This window comes from Roseburia intestinalis L1-82 (assembly GCF_900537995.1).
Taxonomy (GTDB): Bacteria; Bacillota; Clostridia; order Lachnospirales; family Lachnospiraceae; genus Roseburia; species Roseburia intestinalis.
The window spans coordinates 2615742-2631912 of the sequence record NZ_LR027880.1 but is presented as its reverse complement, the minus strand read 5'-3'; the positions used below and the strand labels follow the sequence as shown (position 1 = coordinate 2631912).

At 52.9% G+C, this 16171-nt stretch carries 14 protein-coding genes; 3 read left to right on the top strand and 11 right to left on the bottom strand.

What is annotated here, in order from left to right:
* Positions 1–92 precede the first annotated feature (92 nt).
* From RIL182_RS12390 to RIL182_RS12380, 3 genes are all read left to right on the top strand, one after another.
* Positions 93–422 carry a plasmid mobilization protein gene (locus RIL182_RS12390; protein WP_002585086.1) on the top strand — a complete coding sequence of 110 codons (330 nt, stop codon included), beginning with the start codon at positions 93–95 and terminating at the stop codon, positions 420–422.
* A complete protein-coding gene (locus RIL182_RS12385; protein ID WP_002585087.1) occupies positions 383–1729 on the top strand; it encodes a relaxase/mobilization nuclease domain-containing protein in 1347 nt (448 codons plus the stop codon). The genes RIL182_RS12390 and RIL182_RS12385 overlap by 40 nt, the downstream gene beginning before the upstream one ends.
* Positions 1730–1792: 63 nt before the next feature.
* Positions 1793–2044: a helix-turn-helix domain-containing protein gene (locus tag RIL182_RS12380; RefSeq protein WP_002585088.1), complete on the top strand. Its 252-nt coding sequence runs from the start codon at positions 1793–1795 to the stop codon at positions 2042–2044.
* 177 nt (positions 2045–2221) lie between these two features.
* On the opposite strand, the gene RIL182_RS12375 is transcribed toward RIL182_RS12380, so the two are convergent.
* The 11 genes from RIL182_RS12375 to RIL182_RS12325 all read right to left on the bottom strand — a co-directional run bounded on the left by RIL182_RS12375 (position 2222) and on the right by RIL182_RS12325 (position 16159).
* On the bottom strand, positions 2222–2587 hold the full coding sequence (locus RIL182_RS12375; RefSeq protein WP_002585089.1) for a cysteine-rich VLP domain-containing protein: 366 nt from the start codon (positions 2585–2587) through the stop codon (positions 2222–2224).
* On the bottom strand, positions 2584–2796 hold the full coding sequence (locus RIL182_RS12370; protein ID WP_004607965.1) for a transposon-transfer assisting family protein: 213 nt from the start codon (positions 2794–2796) through the stop codon (positions 2584–2586). The genes RIL182_RS12375 and RIL182_RS12370 overlap by 4 nt, the downstream gene beginning before the upstream one ends.
* Positions 2793–3746, bottom strand: a complete 954-nt coding sequence (locus RIL182_RS12365) for a hypothetical protein (RefSeq protein ID WP_002585090.1) — start codon at positions 3744–3746, stop codon at positions 2793–2795. Before RIL182_RS12365 ends, RIL182_RS12370 begins: the two co-directional genes overlap by 4 nt.
* A 3-nt stretch (positions 3747–3749) precedes the next feature.
* Complete coding sequence (locus RIL182_RS12360; protein WP_006859298.1) at positions 3750–7076, bottom strand: antirestriction protein ArdA; 3327 nt, start codon at positions 7074–7076, stop codon at positions 3750–3752.
* 227 nt (positions 7077–7303) lie between these two features.
* Entirely contained in the window at positions 7304–9400 is a 2097-nt protein-coding gene (locus tag RIL182_RS12355) for a DNA topoisomerase 3 (protein WP_134523338.1), read from the bottom strand.
* A complete protein-coding gene (locus RIL182_RS12350; protein ID WP_044999564.1) occupies positions 9397–10098 on the bottom strand; it encodes a DUF4366 domain-containing protein in 702 nt (233 codons plus the stop codon). Before RIL182_RS12350 ends, RIL182_RS12355 begins: the two co-directional genes overlap by 4 nt.
* A complete protein-coding gene (locus RIL182_RS12345) occupies positions 10088–10345 on the bottom strand; it encodes a DUF4315 family protein (protein ID WP_006859297.1) in 258 nt (85 codons plus the stop codon). The genes RIL182_RS12350 and RIL182_RS12345 overlap by 11 nt, the downstream gene beginning before the upstream one ends.
* A 43-nt stretch (positions 10346–10388) precedes the next feature.
* A complete protein-coding gene (locus tag RIL182_RS12340; protein WP_134523515.1) occupies positions 10389–12455 on the bottom strand; it encodes a C40 family peptidase in 2067 nt (688 codons plus the stop codon).
* 38 nt (positions 12456–12493) lie between these two features.
* Positions 12494–13375: a DNA-methyltransferase gene (locus RIL182_RS12335; RefSeq protein ID WP_134523336.1), complete on the bottom strand. Its 882-nt coding sequence runs from the start codon at positions 13373–13375 to the stop codon at positions 12494–12496.
* Entirely contained in the window at positions 13372–15801 is a 2430-nt protein-coding gene (locus RIL182_RS12330) for a VirB4-like conjugal transfer ATPase, CD1110 family (protein WP_134523513.1), read from the bottom strand. The genes RIL182_RS12335 and RIL182_RS12330 overlap by 4 nt, the downstream gene beginning before the upstream one ends.
* Positions 15749–16159 (bottom strand): PrgI family protein, encoded by a 411-nt coding sequence (locus tag RIL182_RS12325; RefSeq protein ID WP_006859294.1) that lies wholly within the window; start codon positions 16157–16159, stop codon positions 15749–15751. Before RIL182_RS12325 ends, RIL182_RS12330 begins: the two co-directional genes overlap by 53 nt.
* Positions 16160–16171: the final 12 nt, after the last annotated feature.

Below are 16171 nucleotides of genomic sequence, written 5' to 3'. Positions count from 1 at the left end.
ATTTTCCCCTCCCGCGCTGCGGCGCGTCGGTTGAAAATTGCTTGTTGGGAAGTGTCCCAAACCCTCGGAACGGAAAGGAAAGGAGCGAATACATGAACGGACGCAAAAGAACGGTGCAAATCAAATTCAGAGTGACGGAAGCGGAACGGGATTTAATACTGGAAAAAATGAAGCTCGTACCCACCCGGAACATGGCGGCATATCTGCGGAAGATTGCCATTGACGGGTATATCATTCAGATAGACCATGCCGATATAAAGGCAATGACCGCAGAGATACAGAAAATCGGTGTCAACGTCAACCAGATAGCACGCCGCGTAAACGCGACGGGGAACGCATACCAAGAGGACATAGAGGAAATAAAGGGGGTGCTTGCGGAGATATGGCGGTTACAAAGATTAAGCCTATTAAAAGCACTCTAAGCAAAGCCCTTGACTATATCGAAAACCCGGACAAGACGGACGGAAAAATGCTTGTGTCCTCTTTCGGCTGCTCCTATGAAACGGCAGATATTGAATTTGAATATACCTTGTCCCAAGCACTCCAAAAGGGGAACAATTTAGCCTTTCATCTGATACAGTCCTTTGAGCCGGGGGAAGTCGATTATCAGAAAGCCCATGAAATCGGAAAGCAGCTTGCCGACGCGGTAACAAAGGGGCAGCATGAATATGTACTCACGACGCACATTGACAAAGGACACGTCCACAATCACATTATTTTCTGCGCCGTAAATTTCGTAGACCACCGCAAATATAATTCCAACAAAAGGAGCTATTACGGCATACGGAACATGAGCGACAAGCTGTGTCGGGAAAATGGCTTGTCCGTCGTCGTTCCCGGCAAGGGCAGCAAGGGAAAGAGCTATGCGGAGTACCAGGCAGAAAAGACGGGTACAAGTTGGAAAGGCAAGCTAAAGATTGCCGTTGACGCGCTTATCCCCCAAGTTTCCAGTTTTGAGGAATTGTTGCAGCGGTTACAGGCGGCGGGCTATGAGATAAAGCCGGGGAAATATGTGTCATGCCGCGCCCCCGGACAGGAACGCTTCACCCGTCTTAAAACCCTCGGCGCGGATTATACAGAGGAAGCCATAAGGGAACGGATAGCGGGCAGACGGGCAAAGGCGGCGAAAGCCCCCAGAGAGCAGCGCGGCGTTTCGCTGCTTATCGACATTGAGAACAGTATCAAGGCGGCGCAGAGTAAGGGCTATGAACAGTGGGCGAAAATCCACAATCTGAAACAGGCAGCAAAGACCATGAATTTCTTGACGGAACATAAGATTGAACAGTACGCGGATTTAGTCAGCCGGATTGAAGAAATGGCAGCGGAAAGCGGACAGGCGGCAGACGCATTGAAGGACGCGGAAAAGCGGCTTGCGGACATGGCGGTGCTTATCAAGAATGTTTCCACCTACCAAAAGACAAAGCCCGTCTATGACGCATACCGCAAGGCAAGGAACAGGGAGAAGTACCGCGCCGGACAGGAACAGGCGATTATCCTACATGAAGCCGCCGCAAGGTCGCTGAAAGCGGCGGGCATTGCAAAGCTCCCGAACCTTGCCGCGCTGCAATCGGAATATGAAGCCCTCCAAGCGCAGAAAGAAGCCCTTTATGCCGACTATGGGAAGCTGAAAAAGAAAGTCCGGGAATACGATATTATCAAGCAGAACATTGACAGCATTTTACAGGCAGACAGGCAGCCGGAACGGGAAAAGGGAACAGAGCGCGGATAAGGATAGCAAAATCCCCGCCGCTGTGCTATGATAGGGCTATCAAAAAGCAGAGGAGCGTTGAGCATGGAAAACCAGAAAATGCCGGAATATGAAACCATACGCGCCGCCGTTGCCGGGGAAAAATGGGCGGTGGAGAAAGTCGTGGAGTGCTACAAGGACGAAATCGACAGGCTATCGACGGTAGCGGTCAGACAGCCGGACGGAAGCACGAAACAGGAAATCAACGAAGATATGCGCCAGTCCATCACAAAGAAGCTGATAGAAGCCCTCCCGCAGTTCCCGCTTGAAGAAATGGAAAAGGGAAATGTCAGATAGGCAAAAAAAGAACAGGGCGCGGAAGCCAGTATATGACTTCCGCGCCCTGTCTTTTTATGGGTGCTGTTTTCGTGAATGTTACGCAGTAGAACGCCATTTTTGGGGGTAAAGGTATAAAGTATCGCCTATCCGATTTTCACGCCCGGAAAGCCCTGTAAATCAAGGGATTTTCCGCGCCTACTGCGTAACAGGGGCGCGTCTTTTCCTCATGCGCTCGGCGGCTTGTCTGCGGGTGATACGTTTCCGGCAGACGGGGCAGTATTTGACACTGTTAGAGGTTGACGCAAAGAACGCGCCGCACTCGGTACATTTCTTCTTATCCCCTGTCTGGTAAAGCTCCGCATAAAGCAGCCTGTCGGCGGGAAGCACCGCAACCCGGAACCACTTGCAGAGAAGCGAATAGGAAATGAGCTGCGGACATACGCACTCGTCCCCGTCGTCCAGTAAGATACAGTTCCCGTTATCATAATTGCAGCACGTCCGGCGCACAAGGGCGTTGACTTTCCGGCTCTGGGGCGGCGTCAGCCGCTTAACCCCGTTCATACTTCATCAGCGGCGTAAATGGGAAGCTCTGCAAATTCCGCTTCGGTCAAAGCGTCCACTTTGGAAAGGGTGCGCTTTGCAAGCTCCCGCATATCCGCGTCCATGTAGGGCAGCGCGGCGTTGACATTCTCAATCAAAGCCCGCTTGCCGCCCTCGTTGTAAATGCTCAAAAGGTTTGTTTCTTCAACAGTCAGTCTAATCATGCTCATACCTCCATATCGTGATTTTTTGTTTTTGCCGCCGCCTTTTTCGGGGCGGTCTTTGCCTTGTCTGCTTTAAGCTGCGCCCGGATAGAGGGGCGGGGCTTCCTTATCTCCCTGTCCCGGTTCTCCCCCTTGTCAATCAGCGCATACGTCCCATGTCTGCCCTCGATTTTGGAAAAGGAAAGGGTCTTGTAGGGCAGCATGGAGAAAAGGCGGTCAGTGTCCTTTGTGGCTGCAAGCCGCATGAACGCCGGGGAAAGCTCTGCCATGAAATGGGTCTTGTTCGGGCTGTTCGGCTCGTAATGCCGCTTCATTTCCCGCACAATGCGCCGCGCTTCCGTTTCAATCAGCCCGTCCCGCAAAGCGGCAATATGCGCCTTGAAATCCCCCGGCGAAAGCTGCTCCCGGCTGCGCCGTTCTTCCTGTAAGAGCGATTGCAGCGCGTCCGGGTCGTTGGGTACGGCTTCAAAGCGTTCAAATTTCCCAAGCTGCGGGTCTGGGGTTCCGTCAAAATATCTCCCGGCTTCCTGTACCCTTTCCCCATGCTCATAAATCAGCTTCACCGTATCGGCGGGCAGCTCCTTTTCCTTGACGCGCTCATAATGTTTAGAGTAGTCCAGTTCGTACAGATTGCCCTTGATTTTCCCGCGCTCCTTTCCCGTCAGCTCGATTGCATAGGCAAGAACGCGGTCGCTTGTCTGCTCCATGTAGAAACGCCATGTGTTGTGGGGCGCGGTGTCTTTGAGGAAAACGTCGCGCTCCCGGAAACAGTGCGTCCCGGACGGGCGGCAGAACCACAAAAGTGTTTTGTCCTCCCTGTGGGGGCTTGCCGCCGCCTTTGCGATAATCTCTTTGTCAATGTCTAAGTCGCTCTGGTAAAAGCCTGTGTTCTGCTTCATAATCGCTTCAAGGGAAGCAAACAAATCCATGTTTTCAAATTTGCTCTGTTCCGGCATGGGTCAGCTCCTTTCCAAGTCCTGTGACTTCTGCTTTGCGTTTTTCTTCTGTGCCTTTTCCTTGTCGGCTCTAAGCTGCGCCCGGATAGAGGGTTTCTTTTCCGGCTTCGCTCCCTTGCCGCGCTCCTTGTCGGCTTTGACAGCGTTAGCCAGGTCAACAAGGGAAATCTGCTCGCCCGCCTTTACCTTTGCTTCCAGTTCGTCAACGGTGGGGGTGTTGTTGATGATACCGTCAATCATGTTCCCGTTCTGCTCTGTGGTCTGCTCGGCGGTTTTCAAGGGATTGTCCCGCTGCGCCTGTTCTGCGGCAACGGCAAACGCCCGCGTCCCATTCCCCATAATCAGATACTTTCCGTCGTCCGACTGGTGGTGAAAGCCATATCCGGCGGCTTCTATCTGCTCCCGGCTCATGGCGGTCACATGGAAAGTCCCCCTCGGTGTCTTGACAGTTTCGCCCGTTTCCAAGTCGTCCGGGGTAAGCTGCTTTTGCTCCTGTAAAAACTCCGGCACTTCCCGAAAACCTACACTGTCAACGAAATGCGCCGCGTCCTGTCCGTCCTGATGAAGCACTACCACGTCGGAAACGGAAAGGCTGTGTCCCTTAAAATCTTTGGGGTGGTCGATATTGAAACAGGTGTAAATATCTTCAAGGGAAGTTTCCGGCGCAAGGGGCGCGGAATAGACAAGCTCATAGTTCGCCCTGTCAACCACATTTCCCGCCGCCTGCAGGCGGTCGTATGGCTCAAAGCGGAAATCCCTTGTTTCGTCCCCGCCCTTTATCTGGTAAATGGAAAAGGTGTCTTTGTCCTGTCCGGCGGTCTGCGCCGTTTCCTGTGCCTTTGCGTAAAGCTGCTTCACGTCGCCCTCGGTCAGCTCGCCGCTTTTGAGCTGCCCCATAAGCTCGCGGCATTTCTCCGGCGTTCCCGTATAAAGCACGTCGCCCATTTTCGCCCGCCCGTTCTCCTGTGTCACATAGGCTTGCAAGAGGTAGCTGTTTTCCCGGCTGTCGCTGTAAGGGTTCCGGCGCACTCTGTAAATCGTTTCCGGGGTAAAGGCTTCTTTCGGGGCTGCGCCCGCTTTTTCCTGTGCGCCGGATTTTCCCGGTGCGGCTGCTTCCGGATCCGGCTTCTCCGGCGCGGCTTCCTGTCCCTCTCTGGTGGGCTGCTCCTGTCCGGCGGTCTGCTCCTTGTCCTGTGCCTTTTGCAGCTCCGCTAAGTTCTCGTCTATGGAATTGATAATCTCGGCGGCTGCGCTGCGTATCGTTTCAAGGGAGCTTTTCAGCTCGGACAGCTCCCGCCCGCTGCTCCACCCGGCGACATAGCCGAAAGAGTAGTCCGACGTGTCAAGCCCGTAATGTTGGCAGACAGTATAGGCGACGCTTTCCGCTTCGACTTCGCGGGTGCGGCGGTCAACGTGGGGCTGCTGCTCGTCCTTTGGCGCGTTGAGGTCAATGTCGTGCAGCTTCGCATGGGCGATTTCGTGAATAGCGGTCTTTAAGGTCTGTAATTCGCTCATGCCCTCGTTGATAGCAATGCGCTTGTCCTCCAAGTGGTAGTAGCCATGAGAGCCGCCCTCGATATTCTCAAAGGCGATAGGAACGGGGGAAGTCTTTTCAAGGGCTGCGAAAAAATCCTTGTAGCGGTCAACGTCGCCTGTCAGCTCGTCAACCGCAATGTCCGGCAGCTCCTTTCCCTCGGTCTGGGAAACGTCAAAGACGGATACCACCTTGTAGGCGGGTATGGTGACTTCCTTTTCCTCGGTGACGGGCTTCCCGTCCTTGCCGATAACGGGCTTCTGCGTGTGCGGGTCGATTTTCTGCATTTCCTGTTTGATTTTATAGGGTGACGGAGCAATGATTTTAATTCCCTTTTGCCCTTTCATCACGTTTCGTTCAAAGTTGTTCTTCCAAGCGGAAAAGCCCGCCACAAGGGAAGCGTCCGGCTTCTGCATGGCGATAAGGACGGTGTTTCGGAAGCTGTAATTATGGAATTTTGACATGACTTTCAGATATTCCCGGTAACGCTCGCTGTCAAAGAGTTCCGCAATACCCTGTTCCAGACGGTCGGTAATCTCTTTGAGCTTTTCGGCGGGCTTCTCGCTCGTCAGCACGATAGGGATAACCGGGCGCGGCTCCTGTGGCTGCTCTGCGGTCTGCGCCGTTCTCTGCCCCGGCGCGGCTGCGTCCATTTCTACCTTTGACGGGTCGGGTCTTTCCGGCTGCGGGGGCTGCGGCGTTACCCGGTATTCCTCCGGCACGTCGCGCCCGTCGTACCATTCTGTAAAGGTGTTGCGGTTGTTGTAGATATAGCCCTTTTCGGTAAACATACCGTCGTCGTTAATGGAAGCGTCCCGCCCGTATTCCTCATACATGAAATACTTTTTCGCTTCTTCGGGAAGTTCCGGTTCTTCCAGTTCATCAACCAGATAACGCCCGTATTCTTCTTCATTGTGGACGGACGGATAAATCCAGTAGCAGTCAAGGTTCTGTGCAAGGTTGATAATGTCCTGTAAGCTGTCGGCATGGTCGCCGTATTCAATGGCTGCAATGAATTTCTCCCGGTCGTCGTCAAACTGCATTTCCAAGAGCTTCCCTAAATAGTTCAGCTCGTCGGGGTGGGAATACTCGCTTAAATGCTCCGTCAAGCCGGGGATAGTGGATTGAAATTCTGTGAAATGCCATTCCTCATAGTGCTTGAAGTCAATCCCGATACGGTCAAAGACTTCTTTCAGATGTTCGGCAGTCGTGGGGAATGTCACCCATTCGCCCGCGGGTCTGCCCTCGGTGTACTTCCCAAGATTGGAAAGATAGCCGCTTAAAATCGGTTCTGCCATTTGTTCGCTCCTTTCTTTTTCAATCATGCGGTGCATAAGCTCAAAATCCTCAATGCTCATGCTCCCGTCAAATACATAGGGGTTAAAATCCTCCCCGTCCCGGTAGGGCTTTTCGGAAAAGGGAAGCCCCGCTTCATGGGCGGCTGCCCTCGCTTCCTCGATAACCTCCGGGGGAAGCCTGTCGTCATGCGCTCCGATAAAACCGTCAATGTCGTTCATGCTGTTTTCGTAGTGGTAACGCACTCCGGCGGTCAGCTCGTCAAGGCTCATGTCCTCGCCTAAATGCCCGCAATAGTAGCCGTTTAAGATAACGGCGGCGGGGTCAATGCTTTTTATTTCCTCTAACCGGCTCCTGTCCTCCGGGTAGAGCGTATCGTCCATATCAAGATGAAAATATTCCGCGTTCCATGAACGCCCCTGTTTCCAGAACGCCACCCATGCGATACCGTCCCTAAGCTCGTCTTGATAGTCCTTTACGGTGTCCCGTAAACTTGCCATAGTGAAAAACCTCCTTTCTCTGCGGCAGCGTCATAAGCTGCATTTTTTGGCTGCATGGTCTACTACGGGTACGCCCGCATTTCTGCCAAATATTTTTGAAAATTTTTAGAGGGTGAAGCCCTCCGCAAAAGAGGGTTTGGGAAACTTCCCAACAAGCAAAATCCCCGTCCGGCGCGTCAGCGTCGCAACGGGGATTTACGGAAGTGGGTACCCGCTTCCTATGCTTGCTATTCCAGTTCTTTGTCCTTTGAAATGGTTACTTTGTAATTCACATACTTACCGCCCGTGTCGGCTAAAAGCACCGTTCCGTCGTAGGTTTTGCCCGTTTTCGGAGAGTACAGCCTTTTGACTTTTGCCTTGCCGGATTTCAAGAGTGCAGCGGCAATCTTCGGGGTAAAGGCGGTTTTTCGTTCCTCAAAGAAGCGGTCATTTTTCCACATGGTAAAGCTGCACTCCTTGTTGGAACAGTAGTAGTTTTTCTTCCCCTCATAGACCGGGGATTTGCAGCGGGGACACTTCCCAAGCTCTGTTTTCTCTGTCTTGAAAAGCTCCGGCTTCTCGCCCAGTACGGAAGCATAGGTTTTCACAAGCTCACTTGCCATAGCTTCGATACCCTGCATGAAAGCGTCCGGCTCTGCCTGTCCCTTTGCAATCTGCGTCAGATTGTTTTCCCATGCAGCCGTAAGCTGCGGAGAAGTTAAGCTGTCCGGCAGGACGCAGACAAGGTTTGTGCCGTCTTTGGTGGGAAGTAGCTGCTTGCCCTTGCGCTCCACAAAGCCGCCTCCCACTAACTTTTCAATGACAGCGGCGCGGGTAGCGGGCGTCCCAAGCCCCCGGCGTTCTGCGTCCGGGTCGGTGTCCTCATTCCCGGCGCGTTCCATAGCAGAAAGTAAGGACGCTTCATTGTGGGGCTTCGGCGGCGTCGTTTCATGCTCCGTAACCTTTGCAGCAGGGTTTTCAAAGGTCTGTCCCTCGGTAAAGTCCGGCACATCTAAAACAAGTTCGTTTTCGTCGTCGCTGTCCGGCTTCTTTTTGAGGGTCGCCCGGTAAAGCCGTTCAATCTCTTTCCACCCGGCAGCGATTACCGCCTTTCCCTTTGCCGTAAATTCATGGTCGGCGCAGGAGAAAACCGCCGTTACCGCTTCAAAACTGTACGGCTCGGCGGTCGCCATAAGCAGACGCGCCCCGGCAAGGGTAAGGATATTGCGCTCGCTTTCCGGCAGCGCGGTAAGGTCAGCCTTTGCAAGCTCCATAGTGGGAATGATTGCGTGGTGGTCTGATACCTTTTTACTGTTCAGCACCTTTGCAATCTCCGGCGAAAAATCCGCGCCCTCCATAAAGGAAAGTTTCTCACAAAGCACCTTGATAATGTCCGTCGCTGTTTCTCCCATGTCGTCGGTCAGATAGTTGCTGTCCGTTCTCGGATAGGTCAAGAGCTTCTTTTCGTAAAGGGTCTGTGCAAGGTCAAGGGTCTGCTTCGCTGTGTACCCGTAGATACGGTTTGCTTCCCGCTGTAAACTGGTAAGGTCAAAGAGCTTCGGTGGGGCAATGGTTTTCTTTTCACGGGTCAAGGAAGTGCAGACAGCCGCCGACGCTTCGCAGGCCGCTTTCAGTTTGCCCGCTTCATCAGCGGCGCAGATCTTCGCGCTTGCCGCTTCTGCGCCGGGGAGCATAAGGCGCACATGGTAGTAGGTTTCTTTCTTGAAGTTTGTAATGGCAGCGTCCCGGTCTACAAGCATTTTTAGGGTCGGGGTCTGGACGCGCCCCACGTTCAAGGTCTTTCCATACAGGCAGGAGAAAAGGCGGGTCGCGTTAATACCGATAAGCCAGTCAGCCTTTGCCCTGCATAATGCGGAATGATAGAGGGCGTCATACCCACGCCCGTCCTTCAGATTGTCAAAGCCGCTTTGGATTGCGCCCGTTTCCATTGAGGAAATCCAAAGACGGGTAAAGGGTTTTTTGCAGCCTGCCATTTCATAAACGAAACGGAAAATCAATTCTCCCTCGCGTCCTGCGTCGCAGGCGTTCACGACTTCTGAAACGTCGGCGCGGTGCATGAGGTCTTTTAGGATTTTGAATTGTTTTCCCTTGTCGGCGGCTACGGTGTACTGCCATTCCTGCGGCAGAATGGGTAAGCTGTCATAGCTCCATTTTCTGTACTGCTCCCCATAGGCGGCAGCTTCGGAAAGCTGTACCAAATGCCCGATACACCAAGAAATGATGTACTTGTCATTTTCGATATATCCGTCTTTCTTACCCGTAACGCCAAGGGCGGCGGCAACCGCCGCCCCGACGCTGGGTTTCTCACAAATCACAAGTTTCATTCTTCCTCGTCCTCCTGTTCGGTGTCTGCGATGTCAGTTTCTTCCTCCGGCTCGTCCTCGTCGTATTCGTCAAAATCGAACTCGTCAAGGTCGGTGCTGCCTTTTACGTTCTGCTTCGGTTTCATAAACTTAACGTAGTAGAGGGCTGCACCGCCGCCAAGAAGTCCCACAACAAGGAAAATCAAAAGCCCGCCCATGCCGTTTTGGGGCTGCTCCTGCCCGGTGGGTTCCTCCGGCGCGGCTTCCTTGCCTGTGCAGCTATCCATGTTGACAGAGCAGACGGGGCAGGCGGTGTTTACTTCGCCCGCCTTGCATTTCTCGGTACAGTTGCAGACAGCCGGGGGCTGCTCGGTCTGTTCCTCCCCGATAATCGCCATAAGGTCGCTTTCGTCTACTTGATTTAAGAAGTGGACGGAATTTTCCCCCTCGGCTGCCCGGTCAACGATAATGTAAAAATAGTTGCCGCCTTTGCTTTTCACGACGATAAACTGCTTATCCTCGGCAGCGTCCCCGTCGATGTCGTCCACAAGGGTCATGTTGCCCTCCGGGGTAAGGGGCTGCGGTTCGGTTTCCACGATTACGCCGCTGTCGTCGGTTTCCTCCGTCGGGGTCTGCGCGTAGGCAGTAACAGAAAAGCCGCCCACAAGGACAAGGGCAGCGCAAAGTGCGGTAAGGCTTGCAAGGATTTTATTCTTCATCTGCATTGTCCTCCTGTTCCTCATAGTCTGCGGGGATAGGGGCAATGCCCGGAATACCGTTGCCGGAAAGCATAGCGGTAAGCTCCTGCGGGGTCAGGCGCATGGAGCGCACGAGCTGAACGATTTGCAGATTTTCCGCTTCGGTTTTCTGTGCTTCCAGTCCGCGCAGCTTGTTCTGATACTCCGTGATTTTCTCACGGGTCTTTTGGATTTCCTTTTCAATTCTTTCGATTTTACTCATAGCCATAATGATTTTTCTCCTTTCGATTTTCAAATGTGTTTGTTGTATGTCAGTTCCAGTTCATCAGCCCGTACCCTTTGATACAGGCATAGTCAAGGGGATAGCTCTTAATCTTGCAGGCGTCGCCGGAATTGCCCTCAACGGTATAGACGCGGCTTTCGTCCCTGCCGATAACAAGCCCAACATGGTCTGCGCTGCCGTCTAAGTCCCAGTCAAAAAAGATAGCGTCGCCGGGGGCAATGTTTTCATAGCCCCGCGCTCCCCATTGTCCGTGAGAGGTAAACCACGGAATACCCTGCGACTGGCAGGCGGCAAAGCGCGGTTCGGAAAGCCCCATTTGCCCGTAGCACCAGGACACAAAACAGGCGCACCATTCCACGCGGGAGTTGAAGCCGTACCAGCTCCAATACGGATAGCCGCCCACATTTCCGACTTGCTGCTTTGCAAGGTCAACGATAGCGGTATTACCGGGGCGCGTTCCGTTTACAAAGTCCACGCCGCTTAAATCCTCGGACGCGGAAGTGTCGGGAGAGCCGCCGCCAAAGATAAGGGGCTTGTTCCCGCTTGTCTGCAAGTACACCCGGTACATTTCCAGTTGTTCCGGGGTCAGATTATTTTCCGCAATGGTGGATAGCGGGGTGTTCGTCAGCTTGACGTTTAAGATGTAATACTCATAAGGCACTTGTACCGTGTAGGTGTCCGTATGCTCGTTGCCGTCCTCGTCTGTCCATGTGTCGGTGCGTTCTTCCTCCCGGTAGCGTATTTCCACTTCCTCGGTCAGCGTCAGCTTGTATTGCTGATTGAAAATCCGTTGTAATTCGCTCTGTACCTCGGCGCGGGTGTAGCTTTGGTATTTTGCGGTCAGATAGGACGCTAATTCGTGGGGGTTATGCCCGATATTTGCAAGGTCATAGCGGTACTCGTCATAGCCGGGGTGGGTGCTTTCGATAGCGTCAATCTCGTTTTGCAGCCCGCTTTCCAGTCCGGCATAGGCATTTTCCACTTCCACAAGGTCGCTGTCCTCGGACGTATAAGACGTTCCAAGCACGCCGTTTAACGTGCCGGAAAACATTGCACCACAAGAGGACAGCCCGGACATAACCATGATAAAGAGCAGCAGCACCCCGACAGCGATTGCCACACCCGCCGGGTGCCTTGCCACAAATGCTGCGGTCTGCTTTGTTTTCTCGGCGGCTTTGGCTGCCGCCTTGCGGGTGCGTTCTGCCGCGCCCTTGATACCCTTTGCGGTATTGCGGGCTTCCTTTGCATACTGCCGCTTGATTTTCTGCTTCTGCCAAAACCGGGAAATGGGGTTAGAGGTAAGCTGCGGATTGTCGTGCAGCGTTTTGTGATACTGAAAATCCACATTCGCCTTAAACGCCGCCTTTTCTGCCTTTGCCGCTTCCCGGTAGGGTTTCAGCTTATGGCTGCGGTAGCCCTGCTTGATTTTCCGCGCCCCGTACTTCAATCCCCGTTCTGCGGTTTCCTCGCTCTTGTGTGCGCCCTCCACGCCGGAATTGTCCTTTTCGACAGAATGGATTTTGTTATGTACCAAAATCCCGGCTTCCTGTGCGGGGCGGGATAGCGGGCTGTGTTTTTCCTTAAATCCGGGCGGCTTGTCCTGTTCCTCAAAGTGCAGGCGGGTTTTGCCTTTCCCGGTGGCTTCATCAAAGGTGCGCTCTTTTACCAGTTTCTTTTCTTTGGGGATAGCTGCCTTTGCCTTATCCAAGCGGTCGGCGGCTTTGTCGGATTTCTTGATATACTTTTCAAGCTCCGGGGCAGCGCGTTCCTCGTCGGTAAATTGCAGCCGGGAAGATTTCGTCCCGGCGGTAGCTTCTGCCTGTGCCTTTCGTACCGCTTTTTTAGACGCTTTACGGGTATGGGCGGCTTCGATATGCTCCATGACGCGCTCCGTTTTGCCTGTGTCCGCTTTGGGGGCAGCTCCCGGCACATGGGGCAAGGGAGAAGTCGGGGAAGCTGCACCTTGTAGCTGCGCTGCGTCCTGTGCTGCCTGTTGCTCCGGCGTTTTCTGTAACTCTGCGTCCTGTGTCCGTTTGCTGATACGTTCTGTTTCGCCCGTCGTTTGATTTTCTGTGATAGCTCCGTCGCGGGTCATTTTCTGCGTGATTTTGTCACGGGGCTTTAATGGGTCTTTCAAGTGTTACCACCTCCAATCCGCGCCCCTGCAAGGGCACAATACTCGGCGTTCAGTTCAATGCCGATATAGCGGCGGTCAAGGCTTTTCGCTGCAAGCCCGGTGGTGCCGCTTCCAAAGAAAGGGTCAAGGACAACGCCGCCTGCCGGACAGCCCGCCAGTATGCACGTTTCCGCGAGCTTCGGGGGATAGGCGGCAAAATGCCCGCCCTTATACGGTACGGTATTGATAAGCCAAACGTCCCGCTTGTTCCTTGTGGTCGGCATAAGAGCGTCGTCATAATAGCCGCCGCTGCGGGTTTTATTGATACCCTGTACCTTGCCCTGTCCGGGTACTTCCTCGGCATATTTGTGTCCTGCGCCGCGCCCCTGTCGGTACCGCGCAGCCGTTCCCGGCGCAATCGGCTCTGCAATGGCGGCAGCGTCATAGTAGTATTTCTTTGATTTCGTCAGTAAAAAGATATGCTCATAGCAGCGGCTCGGTCGGTCGCGGCAGCTCTCCGGCATAGGATTTTCTTTCAGCCAGATAATATCGCTGCGTAAATACCACCCGTCAGAGCGCAGGGCAAAAGCTAAAAGCCACGGAATACCGATTAAGTCCTTTTGCTTGCAGCCCGCTTTCATGCCTGTGCCGCAGTAGGTATCTGCGATATTCAGCCAAAACGTCCCGTCGTCTTTGAGTACCCGGCGCAGTTCCCGGAATACTTCTACAAGCCTGTCAATGTACTGCTCCGGCGTGTCCTCCTGTCCGATCTGCGCGTCAAGCCCGTAGTCCCTAAGTCCATAATAGGGCGGGCTTGTGACGCAGCAGTTCACGCTTTCACTCGGTAGCTCCCGCAGGGCATAGAGGGCGTCGCGGTTGATGATTACGTCCGTTTTCATGCTTTGCTCACTTCCTCCGGCTTTGTCGTAAGCAGACGGTAAAGCTCGGTATCCGTCGGGAAGCGGTCAATGAACGGCAGCACCACATTTCCGTAAAAGATAAGTCCCTCGCCCGCTTCGGTGTGGGTCACATACTTCATCTGCTGTGGGGAGATATTAAGCTGCTTTGCAAGGATAGCCCGGTCGCCCTGTGCCTGATTGAGCATGAGGACAAAATCGGAATTTTCAAAGATATTCTCGACTTCGCGGCTTGATAAAAGGTCTTTGACGTTCTGTGTGATTGCCGTCGGTATACCGCCCCATTTACGAAAACGCTTCCAAATCTCCACGGAATAGGCTGCGGTCTGTTCCTCTTTCAAAAGCAAATGAAACTCGTCCATATAGTAACGGGTCGCTTTTTTCTCTGCGCGGTTGACGGTAACGCGGTTCCACACCTGGTCTTGCACAATGAGCATACCTAACTTTTTGAGTTGCTTCCCAAGCTGCTTAATATCAAAGCAGACAAGACGGTTTGAAAGCTCCACGTTGGTACGGTGGTTAAAGACGTTCAGAGAGCCGGAAACATAAAGCTCCAATGCCGCCGCAATGCGGGCAGCTTCCGGCTCCGGCTGTTTCAGCAGTTCGTTGTAGAGGTCGCCCAAAATCGGCATTTTTGCCGGGTCGGGTTCTGCAAGGAAAGGTCGGTACACATTCCTAACAGCGCGGTCAATGACTGTCTTTTCTACGGGCTGCAAGCCCTCTTTTCCACCGATAACAAGCTCGCAGAGGGAAAGGATAAAGTCGGATTTCAAGGCAAGCGGGTTGTCGTCCTCGGAGTAGTTGAGGTTAATATCCATAGGGTTCACATACTGGGGCTTGCCGTCCATGCCTTTTCCTGTTGGCGACAGGCGTATCACTTGCCCGCCCAAACGCTGCACAAGGGAAAAATATTCTGCTTCCGGGTCGCAGATAATAATATCGTCGTCGGTAATGAGAAAGGCGTTTGTCATTTCCCGCTTTGCCGCAAAGGATTTACCGCTTCCCGGTGTTCCAAGAATAAGCCCGTTGGGGTTTTTCAGCTGCTTGCGGTCGCAGAGTATCATGTTGTTACTAAGGGCATTTAAGCCGTAGTAAAGGGCTGCACCCTTTTGGAAAAGCTCCTGTGTGATGAACGGGATAAAAATAGCGGTGCTACTGGTCGTAAGCCCTCTTTGAATGGGGATAAGGTTCTCCCCAAGAGGAATAGAGGACATAAAGCCCGCTTCCTGCAAATAGTCAAGGCGGGTCAGAGCGCAGTTGTTTTTCTGTGCAAAGCCCGCCGTAGCAAATACGTCATTATCCAGTTTCCGTTTTGTGTCTGCCATGTTTACCACAAGGAACGTCAGCAGAAACATTCGCTCGTTGCGGCTCTGTAAATCCTGCAACAGATTTTTTGCTTCGCTGCCGAAAGTAGCAAGGTCGGACGGAATTATATCCATGTCATACCCGCTGCGTACCGCTTTTTTCTGTTCCTCAATCTTCATCTTGTCGAGGTCGGTTATCTTGCGCTTGATAGTCTTGATTGCTTCGCTCTGGTCGATACTGCGGATATGCAGATTGACGATTATCCCGTTTTCAAGGTCGAGAATGTCCGAAAGCATACGGTCATTCAGCTCCGGCGCGAGGATTTCAAGGAAACTAACCGCGCCGAGCTTACGCCCCATGCGAAATGTCCTGCCGTCGCCAAAACGGAACGAGGACGGGGCGATAAAGTCCTTTGTAGAGAGCCCCGACGGTACAAGCCAGTCCCAAGAGAAGCGGAACGGCTCGCCCTCCGGGTGGAAAATCCCATGTAGCACGTTCAAGCGTTCCTGTCCGTTCATGGGGCGGGCGGTTACGCCAAGCACCTTAAAATTATTGAGTACGTCGGTTTCGATACGGGACAGGCGGGCTTTTGCTGCTGCAAGATTATCCGCTTCAATGGAAAACGTGATGTACTTGCACTTTTCCAGTCCGTTGTTGCCTTTTTCAAGCTGATTTTTCAGCATATCCGCGTACTCTTTGCGGATAGAGTTAAAAGCGTCGTCCTGTGCCGGGATTTCGATAGCTGCCTGTGCCTTTTCCTTTCTTGCGCCCTGATTGATGAAAGAGAGCTGCACCGATACGGAAGCGTCAAAGTAGTTGAGAAAATCGCACCAGTTTTCAAAAATGGCGGTCTTATCGTCTGCCTGTGCAAGCTGATAGTTAATATCTTCAAAGACAAGGCTTTTACTGTATTTCTTTTCCGTTACCCTGCAAATCCCGTCCGGGTACATCTGCAAGTAGGGAATGGTCTGCTGTGCGGTGTGGGGCTTCCCGTCGCCTTTTGCTGCCTGTATCACGGCGGCAATTTCTTTCTTTTCTGCGCGGGTCAGCTTACGCTTCACGGGTTTTTTTACCGCGCGGGTCATGGTTTTTCGTTCTGCCATTGACAATAGCCGATACCTCCTTTTCCAGTTTTCGTTGTTTTTCTATGACGGCATAAAAATTTTCCGTCTGATAGGGGCGTTCCTTTGGTCGGATTAACTTTGTCTGAATGACGTTTTTTATCACGACTTCAAGGGGCTGCCCGTGTTTTTCATACATTGCCAAGAGGAAGCAGGGAAGCATAACGACAATCATTGCAAATGCCGCCATGCTTGTTCCCGCGCTGTCTTTGAGCAAAAAGAAAAGCGGTAGTCCCATAGCGAGGGCTGCCGCAAAACATATAATCTGCCGCTTTGTCAGATTAAAAGCGACTTTCGTTTTGATTTTTGATAAGTCTTTGGGTACGGGTACATACGCCAAGTGAAAACCTCC

Excerpts from the sequence above, each read along its gene's own strand:
- RIL182_RS12390 (WP_002585086.1), top strand. The coding sequence starts at position 93 with ATGAACGGACGCAAAAGAACGGTGCAAATCAAATTCAGAGTGACGGAA.
- RIL182_RS12385 (WP_002585087.1), top strand. The coding sequence starts at position 383 with ATGGCGGTTACAAAGATTAAGCCTATTAAAAGCACTCTAAGCAAAGCC.
- RIL182_RS12380 (WP_002585088.1), top strand. The coding sequence starts at position 1,793 with ATGGAAAACCAGAAAATGCCGGAATATGAAACCATACGCGCCGCCGTT.
- RIL182_RS12375 (WP_002585089.1), bottom strand. The coding sequence starts at position 2,587 with ATGAACGGGGTTAAGCGGCTGACGCCGCCCCAGAGCCGGAAAGTCAAC.
- RIL182_RS12370 (WP_004607965.1), bottom strand. The coding sequence starts at position 2,796 with ATGAGCATGATTAGACTGACTGTTGAAGAAACAAACCTTTTGAGCATT.
- RIL182_RS12365 (WP_002585090.1), bottom strand. The coding sequence starts at position 3,746 with ATGCCGGAACAGAGCAAATTTGAAAACATGGATTTGTTTGCTTCCCTT.
- RIL182_RS12360 (WP_006859298.1), bottom strand. The coding sequence starts at position 7,076 with ATGGCAAGTTTACGGGACACCGTAAAGGACTATCAAGACGAGCTTAGG.
- RIL182_RS12355 (WP_134523338.1), bottom strand. The coding sequence starts at position 9,400 with ATGAAACTTGTGATTTGTGAGAAACCCAGCGTCGGGGCGGCGGTTGCC.
- RIL182_RS12350 (WP_044999564.1), bottom strand. The coding sequence starts at position 10,098 with ATGAAGAATAAAATCCTTGCAAGCCTTACCGCACTTTGCGCTGCCCTT.
- RIL182_RS12345 (WP_006859297.1), bottom strand. The coding sequence starts at position 10,345 with ATGGCTATGAGTAAAATCGAAAGAATTGAAAAGGAAATCCAAAAGACC.
- RIL182_RS12340 (WP_134523515.1), bottom strand. The coding sequence starts at position 12,455 with ATGACCCGCGACGGAGCTATCACAGAAAATCAAACGACGGGCGAAACA.
- RIL182_RS12335 (WP_134523336.1), bottom strand. The coding sequence starts at position 13,375 with ATGAAAACGGACGTAATCATCAACCGCGACGCCCTCTATGCCCTGCGG.
- RIL182_RS12330 (WP_134523513.1), bottom strand. The coding sequence starts at position 15,801 with ATGGCAGAACGAAAAACCATGACCCGCGCGGTAAAAAAACCCGTGAAG.